This is a genomic window from Lichenibacterium ramalinae (assembly GCF_004137085.1).
In the GTDB taxonomy this organism is placed as follows: Bacteria; Pseudomonadota; Alphaproteobacteria; order Rhizobiales; family Beijerinckiaceae; genus Lichenihabitans; species Lichenihabitans ramalinae.
In genome coordinates, this window is record NZ_QYBC01000007.1 from 158,851 (window position 1) to 184,018 (window position 25,168).

Consider the following 25,168-nt stretch of genomic DNA (forward strand, 5'->3'; position numbering starts at 1 on the left):
TCGGCGCCGCCCCTCCGACCCCCGCGACGCTCACGCCGCCCGAGGCGCTCACGCCGCCCGCCGCGCTCAGGCCGTCAGCAGCCCCCGGATGCGGTTCGCCAGGTCGTCCATGGCGAAGGGCTTGGTCAGGACGCCCATGCCGGCGCCGAGGTCGGTGCCGCCCACGGCCGCGCTTTCGGCGTAGCCCGTGATGAACAGCACCTTCAGGCCGGGCCGAAGCTCCCGCGCGGCATCGGCGACCTGGCGGCCGTTCATCCCGCCGGGGAGGCCGACGTCCGTCACCAGGAGGTCGATGCGGCGGGACGAGCGCAGAACGGCGAGGCCCGCCGCCCCGTCGCCGGCCTCCAGCGACGCGTAGCCGAGCTCGGCCAGAACGTCGGACACCAGCATGCGGATCGTCGGCTCGTCGTCGACGACCAGCACGGTCTCGCCCGGCTCCGCCCGCTGCAGGTCGGGCGCCGCCGCGGACCGTGCGTCCTGCGGCAGCGGGCCCCCGTGGCGCGGCAGGAACAGCGTCACCGTGGTGCCGCTGCCGAGGTGCGAGTGGATGCGCACCTGGCCGCCCGACTGCTTGGCGAAGCCGTAGATCATGCTGAGGCCGAGGCCCGTGCCGAGGCCCAGCGGCTTCGTGGTGAAGAAGGGGTCGAAGGCGCGGGCCACCACCTCCGCGCTCATGCCGGTCCCGGTGTCCGACACGCTGAGCATCAGGTAGGCGCCCGGCTCGAGGTCGCGGACGGCGGCGCCGCGCGTGTCGAGCAGGCGGTTGGCGGTCTCCACCGTGAGGCGGCCGCCGTCCGGCATGGCGTCGCGGGCGTTGATGCACAGGTTCAGCAGCGCGTTCTCGAGCTGGTTGGGGTCGACCAGCGCGTTCCAGGTTTCCGGCCCCGTGATCACCCGCACCGCCACGGCCGGCCCGACCGTGCGCCGGATGAGGTCCGTCATGCCCTCGATGAGCCGGTCGACGTCGGTGAGCTTGGGGTCGAGCGTTTGGCGCCGCGAGAAGGCCAGCAGCCGGTGGGTCAGCGCCGCCGCCCGGCGCGACGCCTGCTGGGCGGCGTCGATGTAGCGGTCGAAGCCGTCCGTCCGGCCCTGGCGCAGGCGCTTCGCCAAGAGGTCGAGGCTGCCCGAGATGGCGGTGAGCAGGTTGTTGAAGTCATGCGCGAGGCCCCCGGTCAGCTGCCCGACGGCCTCCATCTTCTGGGCCTGGCGCAGCGCATCCTCGGCCTGGCGCAGGGCTTCGGCCTGTTCCCGCTCCGCCGTGACGTCGCGCCCGTAGCCGTAGACGTGCCCGTCCTCGGCGACGCTCACCCAGGACACCCAGATGGCGCTGCCGTCGGCGTGGAAGCAGCGGCTCACGACGCGGCGGGGCTTGCCTTGCTGGCCGGGGTCGAGCGCGCCGTCGACGAGGGGCGGACGGTCGTCCGGGTGGACGAAGGCGAGGACGTTGGCGCCGACCATCTCGCTCCGCGAGCGCCCGAGCAGCGCCGTGGTGGCGGGGTTCACCGCCAGGAGCGTGCCCGCCGTGTCGGTCACCACCAGCAGGTCCTGGGCATTGCGCCACACCCGGTCGAGGTCGCGCGTGCGGCTCGCCACCCGCTGTTCCAGCGTGTCGTTGAGCTGGCGCAGCTGGCTTTCGACTTCCTGCTGGCCCTGGAGCGACCGCGTCACCTCGGCCAGGAGCGCGGCCTTGTCGGTCTCGAGTCCCTCGACCTGGCGGCGTTCGGCCGTCACGTCGACCTGGCTGGCGAAGAAATACGTCACGGCGCCCGTCGCGTCGCGCACCGGCGCCATGAGCAGGCGGTTCCAGAACGCTTCCCCGTTGCGCCGGTAGTTCAGGATGTCGGCCTTGACCGGCAGTTCGGCCCGGACCGCGGCGCCGATCTGCCGGACGGTGTCGCGGTCGGTGTCCCGCCCCTGCAGGAAGCGGCAGTTCCGGCCCACCATGTCCTCGCGCCGATAGCCGGTCAGGCGGCAGAAGGCATCGTTGACGAAGACGATCGGGTTGTCGGCGCGGCGCGGATCCGTGATGACCATGGGCATGCGGGTGGTCCGCACGGCCGCCGCGAAGGGATCGGTGCCGCCGTCGGTGCCGTCGATCTCGTCGCTGATGTGGTCGGCCTGATCGCGGCGTTCGCGGGCCCCGGCTCCCCTGCGCAGGGCGGCGTTCTCGGCCTCCAGTTCGGCCAGGCGCCGGCCCATCCGCTCAAGTTCCGCCTCGGCCATTCCGGTTTCCACTCGCGTTGGGTGACAGGCGAAACGCGCCGAGCCTGTCCGAACGCGAAAGCCGCCCGGAGGTGGCGTACCCACCCCCGGTCTTTATGCCTCACGGCGCATTCGGCTTCGCCCCGGAACCGGATGGCCATCGGGGCGGGCCAGCCGCATCCGGTGCCGTCCGTAACGGAGGGCACGCGGGCGGGCCGGAGCCCGCTGCAGCGTCGCCCGTCCTCTATAAGGGTTCGAGCGTGAGTCCAAGTCGCAACACTCGGCGCCAAACCACCGGCCGTTGCCCACCATGGTTTGCCGGCCGCGCGGCGGCGTGAGACCCATCCAGGGGTCTCCACCCCGACCGACGGGCTCACCCATGATGCGACGCGTTCTCTTCGGCCTGGGTGCCCTGGCGGTGACCTGCGCGGCGGCCCACGCCGCCGACGCGCCGCCGGCCGCACCCTGCAAGGCCGCGCTGTCCTTCCCGTCCTACGGCGGCGTCATCCCGCAGAACGCCGACCCGGGCTGCCTGTCGCTGCCCGGCCTCGGCGACGTCTTCATCGGCGGTGCCGTCACGGGATACGGCTTCGCGGGGTCGGACGCCTTTCCGCCCTCGACGACGTCGCTGCCGAGCGATCGGGCGGCCCTCGCCGACTTCAGCAACCTCCAGGCCTTCGTCCAGAAGCCCGACGGTGCCGTACAGTTCTACCTCCAGGCCGGCCTCTACACCGTGCCGACGCTCGGCGCGCCCGTGTTCTCGACCCTCGACCAGACGCGGCTGCTGTTCGGGCCCGTGCCCGTGGTCTACGGCAGGTACGCCTTCGACGAGGCCTGGTCGATCCAGGGCGGCCGGCTCCCGACGCTCATCGGGGCCGAGACGACCTTCACGTTCCAGAACCTCGACATCACCCGGGGCCTGCTGTTCGCCCAGGAGAACGCCATCAACCAGGGCGTCCAGGTCAACTATGCCAAAGGCCCCTGGACCGTGTCGGCGGCGGGGACCGACGGCTTCTTTTCCGGGCGGCTCGATTGGATCACCGGGCTCGTCGCCTACAAGCTCGACGACGCGCAGACCATCACCTTCGACGCGGGTGGAAACGTCGGCCGCTCCGGCGTGAACACCTACGCCACGCCGCTGCTGCAGAACAATTCGAGCATCTTCAACCTCATCTATTCCTACGCGCACGGTCCCTGGATCGTCACACCCTACCTTCAGCTCACCGATGTCGGCCGCGACGAGCGGCTCGGCATCGCCCAGGGCGCCTCGACCTACGGGGGCGCCGTCCTGGCGAGCTATGCCTTCACCGACCATTTCGCCCTCGCGGGCCGGGCGGAATACGAGCAGCAGACCGGCACGCGCGGGTCCGGCACGACGAGCCTGCTCTACGGGCCGGGTTCGGCCGCCGCCTCCTTCACGGTGACGCCGACCTTCACGTTCGACCGCTTCGTGCTGCGGGGAGAATATGCCCATGTCGGCCTGGCGGGCATCGCCAAGGGCGATGCGGCGGCGGGCTTGGCCGGCACCGGGTTCGGGCGCATGGGCGACCGGACCGCGCAGGACCGGTTCACGGTCGAGGGCGGGGTCACGTTCTAGCTCGCCCCGTCGGGCCGCGTGTGCCAGCAACGGCGCCCAGCACGTTCGGGTGCGCGAGCCCCGAGCCAACCCATGGACGTCGCCGTGTCGAACGCATCTGCCCTGGACCAGAAGCCGCCCGCGTGCGGGACCGGACCCGCCACGGGCTCGATCCATGGCCATGCGACGTCGAGCGTGATGGGGCTCGGCCTCGCCGCCCTCGGCATCGTCTTCGGCGACATCGGCACGAGCCCGCTCTACACGCTGAAGACGGTGCTGGACACGGTGGGCCGGGCCGACGCCCCGACCGTGCTGGGCATCCTCAGCCTGCTGGTCTGGACGCTGGTGGTCGTCACGACGCTGAAATACGTCACGGTGGCGATGAGCATCGACAACCACGGCGAGGGCGGCATCCTGGCCCTCATGGCCCTCGTCGGCGGCAAGGCCCGCAAACGGCCCGTCATCGTCGCCATCGGCCTGTTCGGTGCCGCATTGATCTACGGCGACGGCGCCGTGACGCCGGCCATCTCCGTCCTGTCGGCCCTCGAAGGTCTGAACATGGTGGCGCCGTCCTTCCAGCCCTGGGTGCTGCCCGCCGCCGTGGCGATCCTGGTGGCGCTGTTCGTGATCCAGCCCTTCGGCACGGCGACGATCGGCAAGGCCTTCGGCCCCGTCATGGCGCTCTGGTTCCTGGCGCTCGCCGCCATGGGCATCGGCGGCATCCTGCATCATCCCGCCGTGCTGGCCGCCCTCGACCCGCGCTACGGACTCGCCTTCCTGGTCTCCGGCGGCCTGAAGGCCTTCCTCATCCTGGGCGGCGTCTTCCTGTGCGTGACCGGGGCCGAGGCGCTCTACGCCGACATGGGGCATTTCGGCTCGCGGCCCATCAGGCTCTCCTGGGTCGCCGTCGTCTTCCCCTGCCTCGTCATCAACTATGCCGGCCAGGCCGCCATGGTGCTGGAGCAGGGGCAGGTCGACGGCAACATCTTCTACCGGCTGTGCCCCGGCCCCCTGCTGGTGCCGCTCGTGATCCTGGCGACGCTCGCCACGATCATCGCCAGCCAGGCCATTATCACGGGCGCCTTCTCCATGACGCGGCAGGCCATCCGGCTCGGCTGGATGCCGCGCCTCATGGTCACCCAGACCTCGGCCGAGGGCTACGGGCAGATCTACGTCGGCGCCGTCAACTGGCTGCTCATGCTGGTCACGCTCGGGCTCGCCCTGGCGTTCCGCAAGTCGGACAGCCTGGCCAGCGCCTACGGCATCGCCGTGTCGCTGACCATGCTGATGACCACCGTGCTGCTCTTCATCGCCATGCGGGAGATCTGGCGGTGGAGCGTCCCGGTGGCGGGCGCGGTGGCGGGCTGCTTCCTCGTCGTCGACCTCGCCTTCTTCACCTCCAACCTCGTCAAGCTGCTCGACGGCGGCTACGTGCCCCTGCTGCTGGCGGCGCTCGTCTACGGCGTGATGTGGGTGTGGCACCGCGGCACCCGGGCGGTCTCGGCGCGGCTGAACGAGAACACCGTCGCGGTCGGCGACTTCACCGCCCAGGCGGTGGCGCGCAGGACGCCGCGGGTGCCCGGCACGGCCGTGTTCCTCACCCGCACCGCCACCGACGTGCCGCCGTCGCTCGTCTGGCACGTCGAGCACAACAAGGCGCTGCACGAGAACATCGTGGTGCTGACGGTGGAGACCGGGCACGTCCCCTATGTCGCCGAGGCCGAGCACCTCGCCATCGACGAGATCGCCCCGAACTTCTGGCGGGCGCGGGCCCAATACGGCTTCATGGAACATCCCGACATCCCGGTCCTGCTCCGGGAAGCGGCGCAGCACGGCTGCGACCTCGGCCTCGACGACGCCACCTACTACGTCGGCCACGCCACTATCATGCACCGCGACGACGGGAAGGGCCTGCCGCGGTGGCAGGAGGCCGTCTATGCCGCGCTGGAGCGGAACGCCAGCCACGTCGGGGACGTGCTCCGCCTGCCCGCCGACCGGACGGTGGAACTGGGGCGCCAGGTGTTCATCTGAGGGCATGGCGGGGGCGCCGCCCACCCGGCGTCGGGCCGGGCCGGGCCGGAACTCTGGACAAGCGCGAAGGTTATATTATAGCATCACTTTCCATCCGAAGCCGGCGGGGACCTCCGCCGGCCGGGCCCGACCGACGGACGAGGACACCCATGACGCATCGCCACACGGCCCTCCTCGCCGGGGCTTTCGCCCTGCTGGCGACGCTTCCGGCCTCGGCCGCCGGCCTCACGGTCGTGGCGGCGGAGAACTTCTACGGCGACCTCGCCAGGCAGGTGGGCGGCAAGGCCGTGGCGGTGACCAGCATCCTGTCCAACCCGGACCAGGACCCGCACCTCTTCGAGGCCGATCCTTCCACGGCGCGGGCGCTCAAGTCCGCCAAGGTGGTGGTGCGCAACGGCGTCGACTACGACCCCTGGATGGAGAAGCTGTTGGCGGCCGACCCCTCGCCCGGGCGCGCCGAGATCGTGGCGGCCGACCTGATGGGGCGCAAGGCCGGCGACAACCCGCACCTCTGGTACGATCCCCGGACCATGGAAGCCGTGGCGGGCGCCATGGCGGAGCGGTTCGCCGCCGCCGACCCGGCCGCCAAGGCCGAGTTCAAGAGCAACGCCGCGGCCTTCGACGCCTCGCTGAAGCCGCTCGACGCCAAGATCGCCGCCATGAAGGCCAAATATGCCGGCACGCCGGTCACGGCCTCGGAGCCGGTCTTCGGCCTGATGGCGGAGCTGATCGGCCTCGACGTCCACAACAAGGCCTTCCAGCTGGCCGTCATGAACAACACCGAACCCTCGGCCTCCGATGTCGCGGCGTTCGAGGACGACCTGAAGAACCACAGGGTCAAGGTCATGATCTACAATGCCCAGGCGGACGACCAGGCGGTGAAGCGCCTCGTGGCGCTGGCGAAGGACTCGAAGATCCCCATCGTCGGGGTCAGCGAGACGGAGCCGGCCGGCAAGACCTACCAGGCCTGGATGTTCGCCCAGCTCGACGCGCTCGACAGCGCGCTGTCGGGCAAGGCTTCTTGAGCCTCGTCGTCTTCGACCGGGTCACGCTGGACCTGGCGGGGCGCACGATCCTGTCCCAGGCGTCCTTCGCGATCGCGCCCGGCGAGTTCGTCGGCCTGCTCGGCCCCAACGGGGCCGGCAAGACGACCCTGATGCGCGCCATCCTGGGCCTCGTCCGGCCGCGCGAGGGCAGGATCCTGGTGTCGGGCGCCCCCGCCGCGCCGGGACGTGGGGGGATCGGCTACATGCCGCAGCTCCGCGCCCAGCCCGATCCGCGGTCGACCGGGTGGGACCTCGTGTCCGGCGCGGTGGACGGCCATCGCTGGGGCCTGCCGCGCCGGACGGCCAGGGCGCGGGAGGAGGTCGCCTGGGCGCTCGACATGGTGGATGCGACGGCCATCGCCCGCCGGCCGCTGGGCGAGCTGTCGGGCGGCGAACGCCAGCGGCTCCTGCTGTCCCAGGCCCTGATCGGCCGCCCCAAGCTGCTCCTGCTCGACGAGCCCCTCATCAGCCTCGACCCGGCCCACCAGCGCGGCACGGTGGACCTCGCGTCCCGCCTGCGGGACGAGCTCGGCATCGCCGTGCTGTTCAGCGCCCACGAACTGAACCCGCTGCTCACCGCGATCGACCGCGTCCTCTACGTCGGCGCCGGCCGGGCCGTGCTGGGGGCGGTCGACGACGTCATCACGGGGCCAGTCCTGTCGAAGCTCTACGGCGCGCCGATCGAGGTGGTCCGCGCCGGCCGGCGCATCTTCGTCGTGGCGGCGGACGTTCAGCCCCCGTCGACGGCCTGCGACGGGCCTCATCAGGAACCCGCCCGTGCTCGCCTATGACTTCATGCGCACCGCGTTCCTGGCCAGCGGCATCGTGGCGGTGCTGTCCGGGCTCGTCGGCTATTTCCTGGTGCTGCGCAACCAGACCTTCGCCGGGCATGCCCTGTCCCACGTCGGCTTCACCGGGGCCACGGGCGCGATCCTGATCGGCGTCCCGTCGCTGTGGGGTCTCGTCGGCTTCACGCTGCTGGCGGGCCTGGCCATGGGGGCGCTGGGCGAGAAGCTCAGCGCGCGCGACGTCGCCATCGGCATGACGCTGTCGCTGGCGCTCGGCTTCGGCCTCCTGTTCCTGCACTTCTACACGGCCTTCGCCACGCAGGCGACGGCGCTGCTCTTCGGCAACGTCCTCGGCGTCGACCGGGCGGCCCTGGCTTCGCTGGCCGTGCTGGGCGTGGCGAGCATCGTGGCCCTGGCCTGCATCTCGCGGCCGCTGCTCTTCGCCAGCCTGCAGCCCGAACTCGCCGAGGCGCGCGGGGTGCCGCTGCGCCTGCTGTCCACCGCTTTCCTGGGCATCGTGGCGGTGGCGGTGTCGGAATCGGCGCAGATCGTCGGCGTCCTGCTGGTCTTCACATTGATGGTGGGGCCGGGGGCCGCGGCCCGCAACCTGTCCTCGCGCTTCGGCGCGGGTGTGGCGCTGTCGGCCGCCCTCGCCGTGGCGGAAGCCTGGGGCGGGCTGGTGCTGGCCTGGTTCACCGACTGGCCCGTCAGCTTCTGGATCACCGCCCTCTCGGCCGCGGTCTACGGGCTCAGCCTGGCGGCGGCGCCCGTGGCGGCGGCCCGCGCGTCGGCGCGGCGGCTCGGCGCGGCGCGGACGCCGGGACCCGGGGCGGCGTCGGTCCCGCCGGACCCGCACCGGCGCTTCCAGGCGGACGCGGCGGCGCTCGACGCCAAGCTGGACTGAGGGCGCGGCCGGCCGCGGGCTCGGCCGGCTTCAGGCCGCGTGCAGCGCCAAGGCCGGCCGGGGGCGCCACAGCGCCACCAGCGCCCCGAAGGCGAGGCCCGTCAGCGTCGTGCTGAGGGCGAGCCCCAGCCCCAGCCCGTGGCGGCTCGCCAGCCAGTCGCCGACGTTGGTGCCGGCGGTCCGGACCGCCACGACGGTGATCCAATAGGCGGCCTTGCTTTGGAACCCGGACCAGCGCCCGAGGCCGAGCAGGGCGGCGAGGATGGCGAGGTTGATGACGGCGGCGAGGCCCGCCTCGAGGCCGAGGTCGTCGGCCGCGTAGTCGCCCAGCGCCGTGCCGAGCACCCCCGCCACCAGCATCGTCAGCCAATAGCGGGCGTCGGTCACCGGCACGCCCCGGTCGGTCCCGGCCAGCCGCGCGAGCGGGTCCCGATCGGTCAGCACCAGCGCCGCCAGGGCCAGGGCCAGCACCGCCATCACCACCGGGGGCGCGACATGCAGGTCGTGGTCGGCCAGATCGGCGAGGTTGGTGGCGGCGGTGCGCATGGTCAGGATGGCGAACCAGTAGAAGGCTTCGGTCGTGACGCGGCTGCGGGCCTCGGCCACGAGGATGCCGGCGAAGATCACGGCGAGCGGCAGCAGCCCGAGCGTGTGGCCGAGGTGCAGGTCGTGGGCGGCGAAGTCGCCCGTGTTGGCCCCGAAGGCGCTGGCCAGGACCAGCGCTGTCCAGTAGCGGGGGCCGACGGAAGGGACGTTGACAGGTTTCATGGCAGATCTCGGAGCCGCGGCGAAGACCATCTCCGTCTGACGCCGGGACATGTGGGTTTCGTGACAATCGAGGGGGGAGGATCATGCGCCGCCGACGCCCCGTGTCGCTGCCCCGCGTCGTTCGATAGTGGCCTTGCCCTCAGTCCGTCACCAAACCGTCACCGGGATGTGGCTCAAATGCGGCGATGAAACCGCCGCCTCGTCGAGATCGCGGCACCGCCATCTCGGAGCCCCGATGAGCCTTTCCCGCCTTCTCCGTTCCACCACGGCCCTGTCGATGGTGGCGGCACTGCTCCACGTCCCCGTGGCGGCAGCCCAAACGTCGCAAGCCGATGCCTCGATGACGGTGATGCCGGATTCGAGCAACTTCGTCAGGCAGTTCGCCAGCGTCCCGAGCCTGGCGCCCAGCCTCACCCACGCCCAGAAGATCGCGCTGCTCAAGCAGCGCGTGAAGCACGTCTTCGTCCTGTTCCAGGAGAACCGCAGCTTCGACCAGTATTTCGGCACGTTCCCGGGCGTGAACGGCCTCTTCGCCAACGGGGCGCTGAAGCCCAACGCGCCGGGCATCGTCCAGCGCATCGTCAACACCGACGGGAGCGTCGGCACGATCTCGCCGTTCCTGGTGCCCCTGACCATCACGGCGGCGAACGGCGCGACCGTGCCGCTCTACCCGGCCGACCTCGCCGACGTCGACCACGGCCATACCGGCATCGACAACAGCATCGACATCGACCCCGCCACCGGAACGGCGCGCAACGACCGGTTCGCCCTCGACAACGAGGGGCTGACCGTCAACGCCAGCGGCCAGATCGTGTCGAAGACCACCCTGTTGCCGCCCACGACCCGGCCCACGCTGGCGCAGAAGCAGTCCGGCGAGGTGCCGATGGCGCATGTCGACTGCGACACCATCCCGTTCATGTGGCAGTATGCCGACCGCTTCGCCGTCTACGACAACTTCCACATGACGGTGAACGGGCCCTCGACCCCCAACGCCATCGCGATGATCGCCGGCCAGGGCGGCGAGACCCAGTGGGTCAAGCACCCCGACCAGTCGGCGTCGGTCCCCGTCACGGGCGACCCGGGTCCCTTCCCGGGGTCCAACAAGGACACGGCCGCCGTCAAGCCGCCCTACGGTCCCGACGAGAGCCCCAAGACGCCGACGGTGAACCAGACCTACGCGACGCTGCCGCTGTCCTTCATGGGCCCGCAGATCCAGAACATCATCAAGGCGGACGAGAACCCCACCCTCGATCTCCTGGACGTCCAGAACGACATCCAGACCATCGCCCGGCAGAACAAGACCAACGTGCCCTGGGGCTGGTACCAGGAAGGCTACGACCACGAGACCTACGACGCGGCCGGGCAGGCCTCGCATTCGAGCTACATCGTCCACCACAACGGCCCACAGTACTTCGGTTACCTCGGCGACAACACGCAGGAGCTGTTGAACCTGCACGGCCTCGGGGACTTCTACACCGACGTGGCGAACCGGGCGCTGCCCAAGGAGGGCGTGTTCTACGTCCGCGGCGGCTACAGCAACCTCGACGGACAGAAGCCGCTCGATCCGAACCCGACGGTCCAGGCCGCCTTCGCCGGCAACGACGACCACCCGGCCTATTCGGACTCGCAGATCTCCGAATCGCTGCTCGCCGACGAGATCAACGCCATCGCGATGAGCCCCTACTGGGCCGACAGCGCCATCATCATCACCTACGACGAGACGTCGGGCAACTACGACCACGCCGCCTTCACGCCCCGCAACTATTCCCCGGACGGCGGCGCCTATGCGGGCGGACAGCGCATCCCCGCCATCGTGATCTCCCCCTACGGTCTGGCCCACGTGGCGCTGCACCAATATGCCGAGCATTCGACCGTCATCAAGTTCATCAACAACCTGTTCGGCCTGACGCCGCTCGGCGACCTGCCCGACGAAGCCGCCGCCCTCGTCGCCGGCCAGTCGCAGTTCGGCCAGTCGAAGCTCGGGCCCGCCGACATCGACTCCGTCCAGCGGATGAGCGACATGTCGGACGCCTTCGATAACGCGCGCCTCACCGGGACGCAGCCGCCGCTGCCGGCGAGCTACGCCATGATCCCGGCCGCGCAGGTCCACGCGCTGCCCCATTACGCCGGCCGCGGCTGCGCGACGCTGAACATCACGCCGACCGACTACCGGAACGGCGTGCTGCTCGACCCGCCCCCGGCCGATTTCAATCCCCGCCCGGTGGCGACGCCCGGCACGCCCTCGTCGGGCACCTGGACGCCCTGACGCACGCCCCAACCGCAAGCCATCGGACGGCCGGGCCCCGCGCCCGGCCGTCCATCCCGCGATCGGACAGCTCGATGAACAAGACACTCACCCTGGCGGTCGCCGTGGCCGCGCTCGGAACCGCCTTCGCGGGATCGCCGGCCGAGGCCGGTGCGGTCCTCGACCGCGTCAGGGCGGCCGGCACGCTCAATTGCGGCGTGGTGAACCAGCCCGAGGACTGGGGCAAGGAGGACGTGCATGCGTCCCTGCCGGAATTCAACACCGACATGTGCCGTGCCCTCGCGGCGGCCGTCCTGGGCGGCCCGGGCAAGGCCACCATCGTCTCGGTCCAGTCCGAACAGATCGGGTTCAAGGACCTCGGGACCGGCAAGATCGACGTCCTGATGGGGGCGACGCCCTCGACCTCGGCGGCGATCGCCTTCGGCGCCAGCTTCGCCCGCCCCATGTTCCTCGACGGCGACGCCCTGCTGGTCCACAAGGACGCCGGGATCAGGAGTTTCGCCGACCTCCAGGGCCGCGTGGTGTGCTACGCCCCGGCCACCGAGGGCGAGGACGCGCTCGTCGCCGAGGCGGCGCGGCGCCACGTCGCCTACACGCCGTGGCCCTTCGAGGAGAACGGCGAGATGCTCGGCGCCGTGGTGGGCCGCAAGTGCGATGCCCTCTTCGGCAGCGCGTCGCGCCTCGCCGAGGACAGGACCGCCTTCCACGCCCGGACCAGTGATTTCCTGCTGCTGCCGGAACGCTACTCGGTGCTGCCCCTGTCGCCCGCCGTGGCGAGCGGCGACCCCGCCTGGAGCGAGGTGGTGGATTCCGTCGTGTCGCTGCCGCTGCAGGCCGAGGCCGCCGGGGTCGACATGGCCCATGCCGAAGCCCTGCGCGACAGCCAGGACCCGCTGTTCCGGTCCTTCGGCGGCACGCTTCCGGGCATCGATGCCGCGGTGGTCGACGCCGGTTGGGCGGTGCGCGCCTTGGGGGCGGTCGGCAATGCCGCCGAGATCTTCGACCGCGACCTCGGCGAGGGCTCCGACCTCAAGCTGCCGCGCGGCGACAACGCCCTGCGCAGCCAGGGCGGCCTGATGGTGCCCGACACGATCCGCTGACGCCGGCGCTCCCCGGTCAGCCCGCCTGTCCGATGAGGATGCCGGTCGCCAGCACGAGGCCGCCGCCCAGCATGACCTTCGCGGCCGCCGAAACCGGCGGGGTGTCCATGTAGCGCCACTGGATCCAGGCGATGACGGCGAGCTCGATCACCACCACGACGGCCGCCACGGCCGTCGCGGTGGCGAAGGCCGGGATCAGGTAGGGGATCGTGTGGCCGATGCCGCCCGCGATCGTCATGAGGCCGCAGACGAGGCCGCGCAGCAGCGGCGTGCCGCGCCCCGACAACTTGCCGTCGTCGGCGAGGGCTTCGGCGAAGCCCATGGAGATTCCGGCGCCGAGCGAGGCCGCGAGCCCGACCAGGAAGGCGTTCCAGGAATTGTGCGTGGCGAAGGCGGCCGCGAAGACCGGCGCCAGCGTCGAGACCGAGCCGTCCATGAGGCCGACGAGGCCGGGCTGGATGACCTGCAGGACGAAGCGCCGCCGCGCGTCCTCGTCCTCGCGTCCCCGGCTGTCCCCCGGCAGGCGCTTCTCGGTGGCGGAGACCGCCGACCGCTCGTGTCCCGCCTCGGCCTCGGCGAGGTCGCCCAGCAGCTTGCGGATCCCGGCATCGGTCGAGCGGGCCGCGGCGCCCCGGTAGAAGCGCTCGGCGTCGCGCTCCATCTCGGCGGCCTGCCGGCGCATGGCGTCGACGCCGAGGGCGCGGACCTGCCAGACGGCCTTGCGGGCGATGTTGCCCTTCACGTCCTGGCGCCGCACGAGGGGGATGTGCTCGCCGAAGCGGCTCCGGAACGTTTCGATGAGCAGGCGCCGGTGATCGTTCTCCTCGATCGCCATGTCGTCGAACACCCGCGCCGTGTCGGGATAGTCGGCCCGCAGCGCGTGGGCGAAATCGGCGTAGATGCGCCCGTCCTCCTCCTCGTTGGAGACGGCGAGGGCCAGGATCTCGGCTTCGGTGAGTTCGTCCAAGCGCTTCATGGAAGATCCAGTCTGGAAATGTTCTAATTCCAGACTGCATAGGAAAGGTCGCCGGTGCCCGTCAACACCCCGATGCAGGCGGCCGCAGTTCGGGCGCCGCCGCCTGGGGGGCCGTGCCGCCGTCGTCCAGCTCCATGTCGAGCAGCGAGGACGACAGCGACTTGCCGTGCGGGTCGAGCGCCAGCGACCGCGTCACGCCGCCGCCGAGCGCCCCGTCCATGACGAAGTTCAGCGCGCAGAGCGCCGGCAACGCGTGGCGCCGGACGCCGCCCCGCACCGTGTCGCCGAAATAGGCCCGCACCCGCTCGGCCGTGAGCACGGCGTGCAGGAGCCGGTAGTCCTCGGCCCGGTAGGCGATGACGGAGATGTTGGACACGTCGCCCTTGTCGCCCGTCCGGGCGTGGGCGATCTCGCGCAGCTTCATGGGGCGACCTCGTAGGCGACGGCCGGCGTGACCCAGTCGCGCGGCACGAGGGTGGAGGCGACGGCCAGCACCTCGCGGGCGGAGGACCAGGCGCCGCCGCCCCCTGCCGGGCCGTTGGTGTAGAGGGTCTCGACCTCGTTGCCGATGCGGCGCGCGTCCCGCAGCGTGGCGGTGCGCCCCGCCACGCGCAGCCGTATCTCGGCGGGCTCGCTCGGCGCGGAAACCGGCGGGCCGCGGCGGACGGCGTCGAGGCCGATGAGGTCGAAGCGGAGTTCGGAGGCTTCGAGGCCGGTGAGGCGGAAGCGCTCCTCGACGATGGCGCGCGCCAGCCGGGCCCGCGCCAGCGCCCCCGCGCCCGCATAGGAGATCTGGCCCTCGCCGATGAAGCCGTCGTGATAGCCGATCGAGGCCTTCAGGGTTTCGGTCCGGGCATGCCCGGTGGCGCCCGACACGGCGACGCGGTCCGGTCCGACCTCGCGCAGGGCGACGCCGGAGAAGTCTGCCACCACGTCGGGCTGGAGATAGCGCGCCGGGTCGTGCACCTCGTAGAGCAGTTGCTCCGTGCAGGTCGCCCGGCTGACCCGCCCGCCCGATCCCTCGACCTTGGTGATGACGGCGTCCCCGGCCTCGTCGACCTCGGCCAGGGGGAAGCCGAGGCGCGCGAGGTCCGGCACGTCCTTGCATCCGGGATCGGCGAAATAGCCGCCGGTGACCTGGCCGGCGCATTCGAGCAGGTGGCCCACGAGGGTGCCGCGGCCGAGGCGCACCCAGTCGTCCATGGCCCAGCCGAAGGCGTGGATCAGCGGCGCCAGGAACATGGCGGGGTCGCCGACCCGGCCCGTGACGACGACGTCGGCTCCCCCCGCCAGGGCCGCCACGATCGGCGCCGCCCCGAGGTAGGCATTGGCCGACACCATGGTGGCGGCCACGTCCGCCGTGCGCCCGGCGCGCTCGATCAGGGGCAGGTCGGCGCCGCGGATGGCCGCCGTGACGTCGTCGCCCGTGACGGCCGCGACCTTGAGGCCGGACAGGCCGAGTTCCGCGGCGATGCGGGCCGTCTCTCGCGCCGCCGCCGACGGATTGGCGGCGCCCATGTTGGTGACGATGCGGACCCGCCTCTCGGCACAGGGGCGCAGCACGGCGCGCATGCGGTCCGCGAGCAGCGGGTCGAAGCCGGCGCCCGGGTCCGCCCGGCGGGCGGCTTGCGCCAGCGCGATGGTGCGCTCGGCCAGGCACTCGAAGACGAGGTAGTCGAGCCCGCCCTTCTCGGCGAGTTCGCGCGCGGGCTCGATCCGGTCGCCCGAATAGCCGGCGCCGGCCCCGATCCTGACCGTCCTCATAGGGGAAAGACTCCGAAGGCCACGCAGGCCGCCGTCATGATGACCGAGGCGGCGAGCAGGTAGGGGATGGTGAAGCGCTGGTGGGCGCCGAGTTCGATGCCGGAGAGCCCCACCACCAGAAAGGTGGCGGGCGTCAGCGGGCTCACCGGGAAGCCCACCGTCATCTGGCCCAGGAGGGCCGCCTGGGCGACCTGGATGGGCTGCCCGCCCAGGGTCTTCGACACTTCCGCCACGACCGGCAGCACGCCGAAGTAGAAGGAATCCGGGTCGAACAGGAGCGAGAGCGGCATGGAGATCAGCCCGAGCCCGACGGGGATCTGCCGCCCGGCGTCGGAGGGCACGAAAGACACGGCGGCGCTCGCCATGGCCTTCAGCATGCCCGACCCCGTCATGATGCCGGTGAAGACGCCGGCGGCGAGCAGGATGCTGGCCATGAGCAGCGCCGCCTTGGCATGGGCGTCGATGCGGGCGCGCTGTTCGGCGACGTCCGGGTAGTTGATGACCAGCGCCAGCACCACCCCCACCATGAACATCACCACGGGGTCGACCCAGCCGCCGATCATCACCGCCATGACGGCGGCCGTCAGGGCGAGGTTGACCCAGAACAGGTGCGGGCGGCGCAGGCGGCGCTGCTCGGGCGTGAGTTCGGGTGCGGCCGGCGCGCGCGGGGGCCTGCCGTCGCCCGCACCGCCGAGGCCCAGGCGCCTCTCCTCGCGGCGGCCGAGCCACCAGGCGGTGGCGAAGACGAAGACGAGGCCCACGATCTGCACGCCGATCATGGGATTGAAGATGTCCGCCACCGGGATCTTCAGGGCCGCGGACGCCCGCAGCGTCGGCCCGGTCCAGGGCAGGAAATTGACCCCGGCGGCGAGCGAGGCCGCGCAGGCCAGCACGCGGCGGTCCATGCCGAGCCCGTCGTAGAGCGGCAGCATCGCCGGGATGGTGATGAGGAAGCAGACCGCGCCCGAGCCGTCGAGGTGGATCAGCAGGGCCAGCAGGGCCGTGCCCATCACGATGCGGGTCGGCCGGACGCCGACGACGCGCAGGATGCGGGCGATGATCGGGTCGAGCAGCCCGGCGTCGGTCATGATGCCGAAGAACAGGATGGCGAAGACGAACATGCCCGCCACGGGCGCGATCGACGCGATGCCCGCCACGATGAGCTTGCTGATGCCGAGGCCGAAACCGCCGAGCAGGGCGGCGGCGATGGGCACGGCGATCAGCGCCACGAGCGGCGACAGCAGGTTCAGCATGATGGTGGCGAGCAGCACCAGCACGGTGGCGGTGCCGAGCAGGGCGAGCATGGATCCTCCGGAGCGTGTCGGTCTTGGGGCCGATCGTGCTCCCGACGCTATCGGGCCCCGTGAATCCATGCAACAAACGCATTCAGGACATGAATTGATGTCGAGCGCGCATGAAAGCCACCCCGCATCAACTGCTCTGCTTCCAGGCCGTGGCCGAGACGGGCAGCTTCAGCGCAGCGGCCCGCCGCCTCGGCCTGTCGCAGCCGGCGCTGAGCCGCACGGTCCGCCTGCTGGAGGAGGCCCTGGGCGCCCGCCTGTTCGACCGCAACACCCGCAACGTGGCGCTGACCCCCGTCGGGGCGGAACTGAGGCCCATCGCCGAGCGGCTGGGCGCGGAGTTCGGCGGCGCCTACGGTGAGCTGGCGCGCTTCGTGGCGGGCGGCCGCGGCCGCGTCACGGTGGCGGCCCTGCCGTCGATCGCGGCCGTGCTGCTGCCCGCCGCCATCGCGGCCCTGGCGGCGGACCGGCCCGACGTGGAGGTGCTGATCGCCGACGCCCTGTCGGGCCCGGTGCTCGACGCCGTGCGGGACGGGCGCGCCGAGATCGGCCTCACCGTGCAGCCGCCGCCCTCCGCCCAGCTCGACTACCGGCCCCTGCTGTCCGACGCCTTCGGCCTGGTGTGCCGGGACGACGACCCCCTGGCGGCGCGGGACGGGCCCGCGTGGTCGGTCTTCGCCCAGAGGCCCTTCGTGGCCATGGCGCCGGCCAGCAGCGTGCGCCTGATGACCGATGCGGTGTTCCTCCAGGCCGGGCTCGCCGTGACGCCGCTGTTCCAATGCGCCTTCCTGGGGACGGCCGGGCGCCTGGTGGCGGCGGGGCTCGGCATCACGGCGCTGCCGCGCCTGACGCTGCCGCTGGCGGCGCCCCCGGGCCTCGCCTGGCGCCCGCTCGCGCGGCCGGCCACGCGGCGGCAGATGGGGATCGTGACGCGGGCCAACCGGTCCCTGTCGCCGGCGGCCGCCGTCCTGCTCGACCTCATCGTGGCCGAGGCGCGCCGCGCCGCGTCCCTGTCCGAAGCGGACGGGCCGTGACGCCGCGCCGGGCTGCCGATGCTCCAGTGATGATTTGCGCGACGGCGCCCCGCATGGCTCTATTGTGCGCTGCACCCTGCAAGAGAGTATAAGTCGAGCGCTTCCGAGCCGCTAGTTTCCGGTCCACTGGCGTGTATGGTTTCGAGGTGCCCCGCGCACCCTCGGCCGAGGACGGCCGGCGGGACGGATCGGGGCGCGGAAGAGATCGAAGACGATCCTGGCACGGGGAGGGACGATGTCGTCGACACCGATCGACGCCGGGCGTGGGCGCCCTGCTAGGCGCCATCGCGCCGCTGCGCGCCATCGCCCTGCTGCGCGCCATCGCGCCGCTGCGCGCCAACACCTTGCTGCGCGCCATCCGACCGAAGCCGCCGTTCTCGCGCCGCGGTGACGCCGGCCCACGGGGCCGCGACCCCGACGGGCTTCCTCGACGAGGCCGGCTCCGCGGCATGTCTGCCCGGCCGATCGTCCCGGCGCCGCACCGGTTCGGTGCGGGCCCTCGGCCGACGGCGCCCGCGGCGTCGGCATCTGCGTATCGGCACCACACACCGACAATCACAACACGAGACCCCGGGGGGAGACCAACCATGTCGACACAGTTCAAGACCGTGATGCTGGCGTCCGTCGCGCTGCTGGCCGGCGGCATCGCCGCGCAGGCGGCCGAGCCGATCAAGATCGGCATGACGTTCCAGGAGCTCAACAACCCTTACTTCGTCACCATGCAGCAGGCGCTGAACGACGCCGCCAAGTCCATCGGCGCCACCGTGGTGATCACCGACGCCCACCACGACGTGTCGAAGCAGATCAGCGACGTCGAGGACATGGTGCAGCAGAAGATCAACATCCTGCTGGTCAACCCGACCGACACGACGGGCATCGAATCCGCCGTCAACACGGCCCACAAGGCCGGCGTCGTGGTGGTGGCGGTCGACGCCAACGCCAAGGGGCCGGTCGACAGCTTCGTGGGGTCGAAGAACTACGACGCCGGCCTGATGGCCTGCGAGGCGCTCGGCAAGGCGCTGGGCGGCTCGGGCGAGGTCGCGATCCTGGACGGGATCCCGGTCGTGCCGATCCTGGAGCGGGTCCGGGGCTGCAAGGACGCGCTCGCCAAGATGCCGGGCCTGAAGCTCGTCGACACGCAGAACGGCAAGCAGGAGCGGGCCGCCGCCCTCTCGGTGACGGAGAACATGATCGAGTCCCACCCGAACCTGAAGGGCATCTTCAGCGTCAACGACGGCGGCGCCATGGGCGCCCTGTCGGCCATCGACGCGAGCGGCAAGGACATCAAGCTGACCTCGGTGGACGGGGCGCCCGAAGCCATCGACGCGATCAAGAAGCCCGGCTCCAAGTTCATCGAGACCACCGCCCAGTATCCGCGCGACCAGATCCGGCTGGCGATCGGCATCGCCCTCGCCAAGCTGTGGGGTGCGCATGTCCCGGCCGCCATCCCGGTCGACGTCACCCCGATCGACGAGAAGGCGGCCCAAACCTTCACCTGGTGACGGGACGGGCGCGGGCAGCCCCGCGCCCGACGAGGCCGCCCCGCGCCCGCGCGGGGCGGCCCAAGCGCGGAGGCCCGGGGGAGGCGACATGGGCGAAGTTCTCGCACTCAAGAACATCTCGAAGGCCTTCGTCGGCGTGCAGGCGCTGTCCGACATCGACTTCAGCCTGCTGGGCGGCGAAGTGCACGCCCTCCTCGGCGAGAACGGGGCGGGCAAGTCGACCCTGATGAAGATCCTCGCCGGCATCACCCGGCCGGATGGCGGCGAGATCGTCATCGACGGGGTGCCGCGCCGCTTCCAGAGCGCCGAGGAGGCCGCGAAGGCCGGCGTCGGGATCGTGTTCCAGGAATTCAGCCTCATCCCCGACCTCGACGCCGTCGACAACATCTTCCTCGGCCGGGAAAAGCGGGGCCGGTTCGGGCTGCTGGACCGGACGAGCATGCGGCGGGCGGCGGCGGGGATCATCGCGCGGCTGAACGTCGAGCTCGACCTGTCGGTGCCGATCGGCCGCCTCAGCGTCGCCCAGCAGCAGTTCGTCGAGATCGCCAAGGCCCTGTCGCAGGACGCCAGGATCCTCATCCTCGACGAGCCCACCGCGACGCTGACCCACACCGAGGCCGAACACCTGTTCCGCGTCATGCGGGACCTCAGGCGGCAGGGCGTCGGGATGATCTTCATCTCGCACCACCTCGAGGAGATCTTCGAGATCTGCGACCGGATCACGGTGCTGCGCGACGGCCGCTACATCGGCACCGTGCCGGTCGCCGGCACCACGACCGATGCCCTGATCCAGATGATGGTGGGCCGCCGCATCGAGAACAGCTATCCGCCCAAGCCCGCCGGGTCGGGGCCGGGCCGGGTCGTGCTCCGGGTGTCGGACCTGCAGCTCGAGAAGGACGGGCCCGTCAACGCCTTCGAACTGCGCGAAGGTGAGATCCTGGGGTTCTCGGGCCTCGTCGGCTCCGGCCGCACCGAGACGGCGCTCGGCGTCATCGGCGCCCTGCCGTGCCAGCGCAAGCGCATCGAGATCGACGGCCGCGCCACGACCGTCACGGATCCCGCCGACGCGCTGCGCCAGGGCATCGGCATCCTGCCCGAGAGCCGCAAGGCGGACGGGCTCATCATCCCCTTCGCCATCCGGGACAACATTTCGATCAACAACCTCGGCAAGTACCGCGCCCGGCTGGGGCTGATCGACGGCGGCAAGGAGGTGGCGTCGACCGCGGAGGTGATCCGCCGGGTCGGCGTCAAGGCGCCCAGCATGGAGACGCGGGTCGAAACGCTGTCGGGCGGCAACCAGCAGAAGGTGGTGATCGCGCGCTGGCTCAACCACCACACCAGGATCCTCATCTTCGACGAGCCGACGCGCGGCATCGACGTCGGGGCCAAGGCCGACATCTACGTGCTGATGCGGGCGCTGACGGCGCGCGGCTACGCCATCGTGATGATCTCGTCCGAACTGCCCGAGATCGTCGGCATGTGCGACCGGGTCGCGGTGTTCAGGAGCGGCAAGCTCGTCAACACCCTCGAGCGCGACGCCATCGATCCCGAGACGATCATGAAATGGGCCACGCAGGAGAGAACCGATGAGCTCGTCTGAACCCGCCGCCAAGGGCGACATCCGGGCGCCGGTGCGCGGGACGAGCCTCGCGGCCCTGCGGCGCTCGACGCTGTTCTACCCGCTGATCGGGCTCGCCGTCGTGTGCCTCATCATGGTCTTCGCCTCCGACAGCTTCCTGTCGGTCAACAACCTCAGCAACGTCGGGCGGCAGGTCTCCATCAACGCGCTGATCGCCGTCGGCATGACCTTCGTCATCCTGACCGGGGGCATCGACCTGTCGGTGGGCTCCGTCATGGCCCTGTCGGGCACGCTGGCGGCGGGCCTGATGATCGGCGGCGTCAACGCCGTGCTGGCGCTGGTGGCCTGCCTCGCCGTGGGCGTGGCCTTCGGCGTGTTCAACGGCGCGCTCGTGGCCTACGGGCGGATGCCGCCCATCATCGTCACCCTCGCCACGATGGGGATCGCCCGCGGGCTCGCCCTCATCTACACCCACGGCTACCCGATCGACGGGCTGCCGGGGTGGATCGCCTTCTTCGGCAGCGGCAACGTCCTCGGGCTGCAGATGCCCATCGTCATCACGATCGTGGTCTATGCCGTCGCCTGGCTGGTGCTGGAGCGCATGCCGGTCGGCCGCTACGTCTACGCGATCGGCGGCAACGAGGCGGCCACGCGCCTGTCCGGCGTCCGGGTCGGGCGGTTCAAGATGGTCGTCTACGCGGTCAGCGGCCTCACCTCCGCCATCGCCGGCATCGTCATCACGGCACGGCTGATGAGCGGCCAGCCCAACGCCGGGGTCGGCTTCGAGCTCGACGCCATCGCCGCCGTGGTGCTGGGCGGGACGGCCATCAGCGGCGGGCGCGGCTCCATCATCGGCACGCTGCTGGGCGCGCTCCTGCTCGGCGTGCTCAACAACGGCCTGAACATGGTCCATGTCGACCCCTACGTCCAGAACGTCATCAAGGGCGGCATCATCCTCCTGGCCATCTATATCGGGCGCGACCAGCGCTGAGACTGGCGCGACTGCGTGAAAGGACGACAACCATGAGCACCATGACCGGAAGCAACCGCCTGATGACGGCGATCGTCTGTCACGGCCCCGAGGACTACCGCGTCGAACAGGTCGAGCGGCCGAGCGCCGGGCCGGGCGAACTGGTCATCAAGGTCCAGGCCTGCGGCATCTGCGCCAGCGACTGCAAGTGCTGGTCGGGCGCCAAGATGTTCTGGGGCGGCGAGGGCAAGCCCTCCTGGGTCAAGCCGCCCGTCATCCCGGGTCACGAGTTCTTCGGCGTCGTCGACGAGGTCGGCGAGGGCGCCGCCGGCCACGCCGGCAAGTTCAAGATCGGCGACCGGGTCATCGCCGAGCAGATCGTGCCGTGCTGGGACTGCCGCTACTGCAGAAGCGGCAAATACTGGATGTGCGAGGTGCACGACATCTACGGCTTCCAGCGGCAGGTCGCCGACGGCGGCATGTCCGACTACATGCGCCTGTCGACCCGCGCGCTGGTGCACCGCATCCCCGACGAGATCCCGCTCGAGGACGCCGCCATCATCGAGCCGCTCGCCTGCGCGATCCACACCGTCAACCGCGGCGACGTGCAGCTCGACGACGTGGTGGTGATCGCGGGCGCGGGGCCGCTCGGGCTCATGATGACGCAGGTGGCGCGCCTCAAGACGCCGAAGAAGCTGGTCGTCGTCGACCCGATCGAGGAGCGTCTCGCCCTCGCGCGGCGGTTCGGGGCCGACGTCACGATCAATCCGACGACGCAGGACGCGCCGGCCGTCGTCCGCGCCCTGACGGAGGGCTACGGCTGCGACGTCTACATCGAGACCACGGGCGCGCCGGTGGGCGTCGTGCAGGGCCTCGACATGATCCGCAAGCTCGGCCGGTTCGTCGAGTTCTCGGTGTTCGGCAAGGAGACGTCGGTGGACTGGTCGATCATCGGCGACCGCAAGGAGCTCGACGTCCGCGGCTCCCACCTCGGCCCCTACTGCTACCCGATCGCCATCGACCTGCTGCAGCGCAAGCTCGTGACCTCCGCCGGCATCGTCACCCACAGCTTCGCCCTGCCGGACTGGGACCGGGCCATCGGCATCGCGAACTCGCCCGAATCGATCAAAGTGCTGCTGCAGCCCGCCGCCTGACGGGTCACGCAGGAGCTTATCGGCTGGAGCGCTTTCGCCCTCGGCGACTTCGCTCCAGCTCTCGCATCGAGAACGATGCCATCGACTTGGGACCGACGAGGCGCCCCCAAGGCAGTCGATGCTGCTCTACGGCAGGCGCTTCGAGCGCCGGGACGTGGCGGCGATGGGATCGGGCCGGGTGAGGACGAGGCCGAGCGCTTCCGCGGCCCCGTCGATGTCGGCCACGAGCGCCGCCCGGACGGCCGCGCCGTCGCGGCGGGCAAGGGCGGAGCGCATCGCCTTGTGTTCGAGGTTGGCCGAACTCCAGTTCTCCGTCGCATTGAGGATGTTGAAGTAGGGCCCGATCTGCAGCCAGAGCGATTCGATGATGGCGAGCAACGTTTCGCTTCCGGCGGCCCGGTAGATCGTGAAGTGGAAGTCGCGATTGGCCGGAACGTAGCGGGCCCGGTCGCGCTCGGCCTTGGCGCCGTCCATCTCGGCGATCAGGGCGTCGAGATGACCGAGCGCCTCATCGGGCAGGCTCGACGCGGCCCAGGCCGCCGCCATCCCTTCCACCTCGGCCCGGACCCGCCGTAGGTCTTCGAGCCGATCTGGCGTCAGGTGGGGGATGCCGACCGAGCGCCCCGCCACTACCGTCAGGGCCTTCTCGGCGACGAGGCGATGCATGGCTTCGCGGACCGGCATGGCGCTGCAGCCGAAGGCTTCCGACAGGCTCTGGACCGTCACGGTCCGGCCCGGCTCGATGGCGCCGTTGAGGATCGACTCGCGCAGCTTGCCGTAGACGTGGTCCTGGATGGTCGCCCGGGACACGGGCGAGAAAGGCAGGCCCTGCTGCAGCCGTACCACCGTCATGCGTGCCCCTCGCCGTCCAAACCCGATCCCGGTCCGTCTTACAGCCGAAGCCGAGCCCGTGAAATCGGTTGTGGGTGGCCTCGATCTATAATCTTTGATCAAAAATCGAATGTCGACGCCGCGCAGCCTGCCGGGCGATCGACACGGGTCCCGCAAAGACGGGGCGCACGGGAGGGACCACATGAAGACCAGCACGCTTGCAGGGGCGGCGCTCGCCAGCCTGCCATTCATCGCCGGTGCCGCCGGCCTCGGCCATGCACAGGAGCCGGCGAAGGACAAGGCGAAGGTCTTCCTGAGCATGAGCTACATCGGCAACGACTGGCAGGCCGAAGCCACCAACATGATCAAGGCGATGGCGGCGAGCCCCGATGTCGCCAGCCGCATCGACCTCGACGTTCAGGTCGCCGGCGCCAACGCCCAGAAGCAGATCCAGCAGATCAACGCCATGGTGCAGGCCGGCGCCAAGGCCATTCTGGTCTACCCGATCTCGCCGACGGCCCTGAACCAGGTCGTCAAGAACGCCTGCAGCAAGGGTGTCATGGTCATCGCCTACGACGCGCAGATCACCGAACCCTGCGCCTACAATGTTTCCATGGACCAGGAGGAGGCCGGTCGCGTCACGGCCGAGTGGCTCGTGAAGGTGCTGGGCGGCAAGGGCAATATCGTGGCCGTCACGGGCGTGCCCGGCACCTCGGTCGACACGCTGCGCACCAAGGCCGCCAAGGAGGTCTTCGCCAAGAGCCCCGGCATCAAGATCGTGGCGGAGGCCCCCGGCATGTGGAGCCAGGCCGTCGCCCGCACCGAATTGTCGAAGATCCTGGCGACCCAGAGCTGGGACAGGATCGACGGGCTCTGGATGCAGGTCGGCTGCTTCACCGCCGACCAGATGCAGCTCGAGTCGGGCATCGCCGAAGACAAGCTGAAGCCCTGCGCGGGCGAGGGCTCGAACGGCGGTCGCGTCCAGATGCTGCCGAAGGGTACACCCGTCGAGGGCGCGAACGGCGCCTACAAGCCGATGGCGGCGCCGCGCATCTCCTACGCCTCGCCGCCCTATTCGGGCGCCTATGCGCTGCGGCTCGTGGTGGACAAGCTGTCGGGCAAGGACGTGCCGCTGAAGACCGTGCTGCCGCTACCCATCGTGACCAACGACACCGTCAAGCTCTGCAAGACCGGGACCTGGCAGGAGATGTCGGAGGGCTGCAACGTGTTCCAGCCCGCGGTCGTGTCGAACCCCGGCTGGTTCGCGTCGATCTTCTCCGCCGGGACACCCGAGGTCGGCCTGAAGGCCGCCCTCTCGGCCGAGCCCGAAAAGCTCCGCTGACGCCCGGCCCCGCCCGCGCGGGGTCGTGCCCGGC

20 protein-coding genes are annotated in these 25,168 nt (G+C 71.0%); 13 read left to right on the forward strand and 7 right to left on the reverse strand.

The window, feature by feature from the left end:
* Positions 1 to 66: 66 nt before the first annotated feature.
* Positions 67 to 2,223, reverse strand: a complete 2,157-nt coding sequence (locus D3272_RS10170; protein ID WP_245496479.1) for a PAS domain-containing protein — start codon at positions 2,221 to 2,223, stop codon at positions 67 to 69.
* Between the two features lie 358 nt (positions 2,224 to 2,581).
* Between D3272_RS10170 and D3272_RS10175 the strand changes: the two genes are divergently transcribed.
* From D3272_RS10175 to D3272_RS10195, 5 genes are all read left to right on the forward strand, one after another.
* The gene (locus D3272_RS10175; RefSeq protein WP_129219050.1) at positions 2,582 to 3,799 is read left to right on the forward strand and encodes an outer membrane beta-barrel protein; all 1,218 of its coding nucleotides are present in this window, start codon (positions 2,582 to 2,584) and stop codon (positions 3,797 to 3,799) included.
* Between the two features lie 72 nt (positions 3,800 to 3,871).
* The gene (locus tag D3272_RS10180; protein ID WP_342634173.1) at positions 3,872 to 5,809 is read left to right on the forward strand and encodes a potassium transporter Kup; all 1,938 of its coding nucleotides are present in this window, start codon (positions 3,872 to 3,874) and stop codon (positions 5,807 to 5,809) included.
* A 149-nt stretch (positions 5,810 to 5,958) separates the two neighbouring features.
* Entirely contained in the window at positions 5,959 to 6,834 is an 876-nt protein-coding gene (locus D3272_RS10185) for a metal ABC transporter solute-binding protein, Zn/Mn family (RefSeq protein ID WP_129219051.1), read from the forward strand.
* Entirely contained in the window at positions 6,831 to 7,646 is an 816-nt protein-coding gene (locus D3272_RS10190) for a metal ABC transporter ATP-binding protein (protein WP_129219052.1), read from the forward strand. The genes D3272_RS10185 and D3272_RS10190 overlap by 4 nt, the downstream gene beginning before the upstream one ends.
* Positions 7,633 to 8,547 carry a metal ABC transporter permease gene (locus D3272_RS10195; protein ID WP_129219053.1) on the forward strand — a complete coding sequence of 305 codons (915 nt, stop codon included), beginning with the start codon at positions 7,633 to 7,635 and terminating at the stop codon, positions 8,545 to 8,547. The genes D3272_RS10190 and D3272_RS10195 overlap by 14 nt, the downstream gene beginning before the upstream one ends.
* 30 nt (positions 8,548 to 8,577) lie before the next feature.
* Here D3272_RS10195 and D3272_RS10200 read toward each other — a convergent pair whose 3' ends face one another.
* Positions 8,578 to 9,315 carry a COG4705 family protein gene (locus tag D3272_RS10200; protein WP_165361298.1) on the reverse strand — a complete coding sequence of 246 codons (738 nt, stop codon included), beginning with the start codon at positions 9,313 to 9,315 and terminating at the stop codon, positions 8,578 to 8,580.
* A gap of 235 nt (positions 9,316 to 9,550) precedes the next feature.
* Here D3272_RS10200 and D3272_RS10205 point away from each other — a divergent pair, with 235 nt between their 5' ends.
* A complete protein-coding gene (locus D3272_RS10205) occupies positions 9,551 to 11,581 on the forward strand; it encodes a phospholipase C (protein WP_165361299.1) in 2,031 nt (676 codons plus the stop codon).
* Between the two features lie 74 nt (positions 11,582 to 11,655).
* The gene (locus D3272_RS10210; protein ID WP_129219056.1) at positions 11,656 to 12,681 is read left to right on the forward strand and encodes a type 2 periplasmic-binding domain-containing protein; all 1,026 of its coding nucleotides are present in this window, start codon (positions 11,656 to 11,658) and stop codon (positions 12,679 to 12,681) included.
* 16 nt (positions 12,682 to 12,697) lie between these two features.
* On the opposite strand, the gene mbfA is transcribed toward D3272_RS10210, so the two are convergent.
* The 4 genes from mbfA to D3272_RS10230 form a co-directional block, all read right to left on the reverse strand.
* Positions 12,698 to 13,657: an iron exporter MbfA gene (gene mbfA, locus D3272_RS10215; RefSeq protein WP_129219057.1), complete on the reverse strand. Its 960-nt coding sequence runs from the start codon at positions 13,655 to 13,657 to the stop codon at positions 12,698 to 12,700.
* A gap of 61 nt (positions 13,658 to 13,718) precedes the next feature.
* Positions 13,719 to 14,081, reverse strand: coding sequence for an AtuA-related protein (locus D3272_RS10220; RefSeq protein WP_129219058.1), 363 nt, complete (start codon positions 14,079 to 14,081; stop codon positions 13,719 to 13,721).
* On the reverse strand, positions 14,078 to 15,421 hold the full coding sequence (locus D3272_RS10225) for an acyclic terpene utilization AtuA family protein (protein WP_129219059.1): 1,344 nt from the start codon (positions 15,419 to 15,421) through the stop codon (positions 14,078 to 14,080). The genes D3272_RS10220 and D3272_RS10225 overlap by 4 nt, the downstream gene beginning before the upstream one ends.
* Positions 15,418 to 16,725 carry a CitMHS family transporter gene (locus D3272_RS10230; RefSeq protein WP_129219060.1) on the reverse strand — a complete coding sequence of 436 codons (1,308 nt, stop codon included), beginning with the start codon at positions 16,723 to 16,725 and terminating at the stop codon, positions 15,418 to 15,420. The genes D3272_RS10225 and D3272_RS10230 overlap by 4 nt, the downstream gene beginning before the upstream one ends.
* A gap of 110 nt (positions 16,726 to 16,835) precedes the next feature.
* Here D3272_RS10230 and D3272_RS10235 point away from each other — a divergent pair, with 110 nt between their 5' ends.
* The 5 genes from D3272_RS10235 to D3272_RS10255 all read left to right on the forward strand — a co-directional run bounded on the left by D3272_RS10235 (position 16,836) and on the right by D3272_RS10255 (position 22,961).
* Positions 16,836 to 17,756, forward strand: a complete 921-nt coding sequence (locus tag D3272_RS10235) for a LysR family transcriptional regulator (protein WP_129219061.1) — start codon at positions 16,836 to 16,838, stop codon at positions 17,754 to 17,756.
* Between the two features lie 587 nt (positions 17,757 to 18,343).
* A complete protein-coding gene (locus tag D3272_RS10240; RefSeq protein WP_129219062.1) occupies positions 18,344 to 19,258 on the forward strand; it encodes a substrate-binding domain-containing protein in 915 nt (304 codons plus the stop codon).
* 88 nt (positions 19,259 to 19,346) lie between these two features.
* A complete protein-coding gene (locus D3272_RS10245; protein WP_129219063.1) occupies positions 19,347 to 20,858 on the forward strand; it encodes a sugar ABC transporter ATP-binding protein in 1,512 nt (503 codons plus the stop codon).
* Positions 20,845 to 21,828: an ABC transporter permease gene (locus D3272_RS10250; RefSeq protein ID WP_129219064.1), complete on the forward strand. Its 984-nt coding sequence runs from the start codon at positions 20,845 to 20,847 to the stop codon at positions 21,826 to 21,828. Before D3272_RS10245 ends, D3272_RS10250 begins: the two co-directional genes overlap by 14 nt.
* Before the next feature lie 32 nt (positions 21,829 to 21,860).
* The gene (locus D3272_RS10255; RefSeq protein WP_245496480.1) at positions 21,861 to 22,961 is read left to right on the forward strand and encodes an alcohol dehydrogenase catalytic domain-containing protein; all 1,101 of its coding nucleotides are present in this window, start codon (positions 21,861 to 21,863) and stop codon (positions 22,959 to 22,961) included.
* A 126-nt stretch (positions 22,962 to 23,087) separates the two neighbouring features.
* Here the strand turns inward: D3272_RS10255 and D3272_RS10260 are convergent, their stop codons facing one another.
* Entirely contained in the window at positions 23,088 to 23,813 is a 726-nt protein-coding gene (locus D3272_RS10260) for a GntR family transcriptional regulator (protein ID WP_129219065.1), read from the reverse strand.
* Between the two features lie 181 nt (positions 23,814 to 23,994).
* Here D3272_RS10260 and D3272_RS10265 point away from each other — a divergent pair, with 181 nt between their 5' ends.
* Complete coding sequence (locus tag D3272_RS10265; protein WP_129219066.1) at positions 23,995 to 25,134, forward strand: sugar ABC transporter substrate-binding protein; 1,140 nt, start codon at positions 23,995 to 23,997, stop codon at positions 25,132 to 25,134.
* Positions 25,135 to 25,168 lie beyond the last annotated feature (34 nt).

What these genes read in the sequence shown, in the direction of transcription:
- D3272_RS10170 (WP_245496479.1), bottom strand. Translation starts at nt 2,223, where the DNA reads ATGGCCGAGGCGGAACTTGAGCGGATGGGCCGGCGCCTGGCCGAACTG.
- D3272_RS10175 (WP_129219050.1), top strand. Translation starts at nt 2,582, where the DNA reads ATGATGCGACGCGTTCTCTTCGGCCTGGGTGCCCTGGCGGTGACCTGC.
- D3272_RS10180 (WP_342634173.1), top strand. Translation starts at nt 3,872, where the DNA reads ATGGACGTCGCCGTGTCGAACGCATCTGCCCTGGACCAGAAGCCGCCC.
- D3272_RS10185 (WP_129219051.1), top strand. Translation starts at nt 5,959, where the DNA reads ATGACGCATCGCCACACGGCCCTCCTCGCCGGGGCTTTCGCCCTGCTG.
- D3272_RS10200 (WP_165361298.1), bottom strand. Translation starts at nt 9,315, where the DNA reads ATGAAACCTGTCAACGTCCCTTCCGTCGGCCCCCGCTACTGGACAGCG.
- D3272_RS10205 (WP_165361299.1), top strand. Translation starts at nt 9,551, where the DNA reads ATGAGCCTTTCCCGCCTTCTCCGTTCCACCACGGCCCTGTCGATGGTG.
- D3272_RS10210 (WP_129219056.1), top strand. Translation starts at nt 11,656, where the DNA reads ATGAACAAGACACTCACCCTGGCGGTCGCCGTGGCCGCGCTCGGAACC.
- mbfA (WP_129219057.1), bottom strand. Translation starts at nt 13,657, where the DNA reads ATGAAGCGCTTGGACGAACTCACCGAAGCCGAGATCCTGGCCCTCGCC.
- D3272_RS10220 (WP_129219058.1), bottom strand. Translation starts at nt 14,081, where the DNA reads ATGAAGCTGCGCGAGATCGCCCACGCCCGGACGGGCGACAAGGGCGAC.
- D3272_RS10225 (WP_129219059.1), bottom strand. Translation starts at nt 15,421, where the DNA reads ATGAGGACGGTCAGGATCGGGGCCGGCGCCGGCTATTCGGGCGACCGG.
- D3272_RS10230 (WP_129219060.1), bottom strand. Translation starts at nt 16,725, where the DNA reads ATGCTCGCCCTGCTCGGCACCGCCACCGTGCTGGTGCTGCTCGCCACC.
- D3272_RS10235 (WP_129219061.1), top strand. Translation starts at nt 16,836, where the DNA reads ATGAAAGCCACCCCGCATCAACTGCTCTGCTTCCAGGCCGTGGCCGAG.
- D3272_RS10240 (WP_129219062.1), top strand. Translation starts at nt 18,344, where the DNA reads ATGTCGACACAGTTCAAGACCGTGATGCTGGCGTCCGTCGCGCTGCTG.
- D3272_RS10245 (WP_129219063.1), top strand. Translation starts at nt 19,347, where the DNA reads ATGGGCGAAGTTCTCGCACTCAAGAACATCTCGAAGGCCTTCGTCGGC.
- D3272_RS10250 (WP_129219064.1), top strand. Translation starts at nt 20,845, where the DNA reads ATGAGCTCGTCTGAACCCGCCGCCAAGGGCGACATCCGGGCGCCGGTG.
- D3272_RS10255 (WP_245496480.1), top strand. Translation starts at nt 21,861, where the DNA reads ATGAGCACCATGACCGGAAGCAACCGCCTGATGACGGCGATCGTCTGT.
- D3272_RS10260 (WP_129219065.1), bottom strand. Translation starts at nt 23,813, where the DNA reads ATGACGGTGGTACGGCTGCAGCAGGGCCTGCCTTTCTCGCCCGTGTCC.
- D3272_RS10265 (WP_129219066.1), top strand. Translation starts at nt 23,995, where the DNA reads ATGAAGACCAGCACGCTTGCAGGGGCGGCGCTCGCCAGCCTGCCATTC.